The following is a 2567-nucleotide window of genomic DNA, read 5'->3' on the forward strand; positions in this document are numbered from 1 at the left end:
TTTCTGGTGCGTACCGGGCTGAGAGGCGGTGTAAGTGAACTGTAGTTGCCATGTTTTACGGCAATGAGAGCAGAGATAGCGCTGATGTCCGGCAGTGCTTTTGCCGTTACGCACCACGCCTTCAGTAGCGGAGCAGGAAGGACATCTGATGGAAATGGAAGCCACGCAAGCACCTTAAAATCACCATCATACACTAAATCAGTAAGTTGGCAGCATTACCCAGCCTTCGATGTCGTACATTACGCCATAATTACGTCCGTAATCGAAAGAACCGTAATCTGCAAATTTCAGCCCGGCAAATGCCAGACGGGTCCATGACTGGTTTTTTGAAGATTCAGTGTTGTTTGCCTGAATATTGTATTCCCATTGACCGTAGCCAGTGAGTTGATCGTTAATTTGGGTTTCGCCTTTAAAACCCAGACGCGCATAGCTCTGATCGCCATCTTTCGCTGAATTATCAGAAAAATAATGCAGGCCATCAACTTTGCCATACAGATCTAATTTGTTGCCGTCTTTATTATAAACTTCGGCTGCATGTGCAGCACCTGCGGCGAGCAGGGCAGGAATTAAAAGTGCCAGTACTTTGCTTTTCATTGAATAAATCCTTTAGTTATTTTATTTGCCTTTTATCCCCATTCCGGGGAGTGAAAACATCCTAAAGGAGAAGTTCAGTTAGCCGATAAATATCATTTGTTACGCCTTAAGTAAAACCTTAATCAAATAATTCTTCTGAAATGATAATAAGTCTGGTGAATGTATCGAAGATAATACATACAAAATAAAAATTATACTTTTAATTTTCTATACGTTATTCTGCGCGGGTTATATGCCTTTATTGTCACAGATTTTATTTTCTGTTGGGCCATTGCATTGCCACTGATTTTCCAACATATAAAAAGACAAGCCCGAACAGTCGTCCGGGCTTTTTTTTAGAATTGGATAATCCTTATCCAGAGCATTTAATCGGTGTTGCTTTTTTCCGCTTTTCCGGCCATTTGTGCCAGGAAGTCATAGCGTTTTTGCAAATCAGCTGCAGCATCTTTCCATAACTGTTCTGCCACTTCTGGCTGCTGCGAATTCAGACGACGGAAACGTTGCTCGTGAAGTAACGTTTCTTCCAGTGCTTCTGACGGCGGGCGTGAATCCAGCGCCAGCGGCAGTTTGCCTTCATCGGCACGACGAGGATCGAAGCGATATAGCGGCCAGAAGCCGGTAGCTGTGAGTTGGCGCATCTGGTCATGGCTGAGTGCCAGATCGTAACCATGCTCTTCACACGGGCTATAAGCAATGATCAGCGATGGTCCCGGATACGCTTCCGCTTCCTGAATCGCTTTCACCGTCTGGTTCAGCTGCGCGCCGAGAGAAATCTGCGCCACATAAACATGACCGTACATCATCATACTGACGCCAAGATCTTTACGCGCTTTACGTTTGCCGTGCTCGCCAAATTTAGTTACTGCACCCAGCGGTGTCGCTTTCGACGCCTGACCACCGGTGTTGGAATAGCATTGCGTATCCAGCACCAGAATGTTGACGTTTTCCGTCAAACTCAATACATGATCCAGACCGCCAAAGCCGATATCGTAAGCCCAGCCATCACCACCAATCAGCCAGATTGATTTTTCCACCAGTGCATCTGCATCACGTAGCAGTTCATGTGCTTCGGTAACATCGTTGAGTTGCTGGCGTAAAGCTGCGACCTGTTCTCGACGAACCTCTGGCGTAGCGTCTGATTTCAACGCCGTCAGTAATTCCGCCGGGATTTTATCGGCAAATTGATCCAGCAGACGCAGCACGCGGACACGGTGTTGATCGACCGTCAGGCGGAAACCAAGGCCAAATTCGGCATTATCTTCAAATAGAGAGTTCGCCCATGCCGGCCCACGACCGTTGGCATCGGTGGTATACGGTGTAGAGGGCAGGTTACCGCCATAAATTGAAGAACAGCCGGTGGCGTTAGCGATCAACATCCGGTCGCCATAGAGCTGAGTCAGCAATTTAATATACGGCGTCTCGCCACAACCGGAGCAAGCACCGGAATATTCAAACAGCGGTGTAATCAGCTGCGATGTACGAATATCAATACGTTCCAGTTTGCTACGGTTGATTTCTGGCAGGTTGAGGAAGAAATCGTAATTGATTTTCTCTTCTTCGACATGTTCCAGGCGCGACATCATATTGATGGCTTTGGTAATGACTCCAACTTACTGATAGTGTTTTATGTTCAGATAATGCCCGATGACCTTGTCATGCAGCTCCACCGATTTTGAGAACGACAGTGACTTCCGTCCCAGCCTTGCCAGATGTTGTCTCAGATTCAGATTATGTCGCTCAATGCGCTGAGTGTAACGCTTGCTGATAACGTGCAGCTTTCCCTTCAGGCGTGATTCATACAGCGGCCAGCCATCCGTCATCCATACCACGACCTCAAAGGCCGACAGCAGGCTCAGAAGACGCTCCAGTGTGGCCAGAGTGCGTTCACCGAAGACGTGCGCCACAACCGTCCTCCGTATCCTGTCATACGCGTAAAACAGCCAGCGCTGACGTGATTTAGCACCGACGTAGCC

Annotated in this window: 1 protein-coding gene and 3 pseudogenes; all 4 read right to left on the minus strand. The window is 47.8% G+C overall.

What is annotated here, in order from left to right:
• Positions 1-165 (minus strand): IS1 family transposase (locus tag BGK49_RS26790; protein ID WP_047664789.1); only part of this gene is annotated, 165 nt, incomplete at its 3' end.
• Positions 166-201: 36 nt separating this feature from the next.
• A pseudogene (ompN, locus tag BGK49_RS12100) lies at positions 202-594 on the minus strand (porin OmpN); the annotation flags it as partial.
• Positions 595-959: 365 nt separating this feature from the next.
• Positions 960-2189 (minus strand): annotated as a pseudogene (locus BGK49_RS12105) (thiamine pyrophosphate-dependent enzyme); the annotation flags it as partial.
• Between the two features lie 15 nt (positions 2190-2204).
• Positions 2205-2567: pseudogene (locus tag BGK49_RS12110) on the minus strand (IS1-like element IS1X2 family transposase); the annotation flags it as partial.

Origin of the sequence: Shigella sp. FC1544 (assembly GCF_001722145.1) — a bacterium.
Lineage (GTDB): Bacteria > Pseudomonadota > Gammaproteobacteria > Enterobacterales > Enterobacteriaceae > Escherichia > Escherichia coli.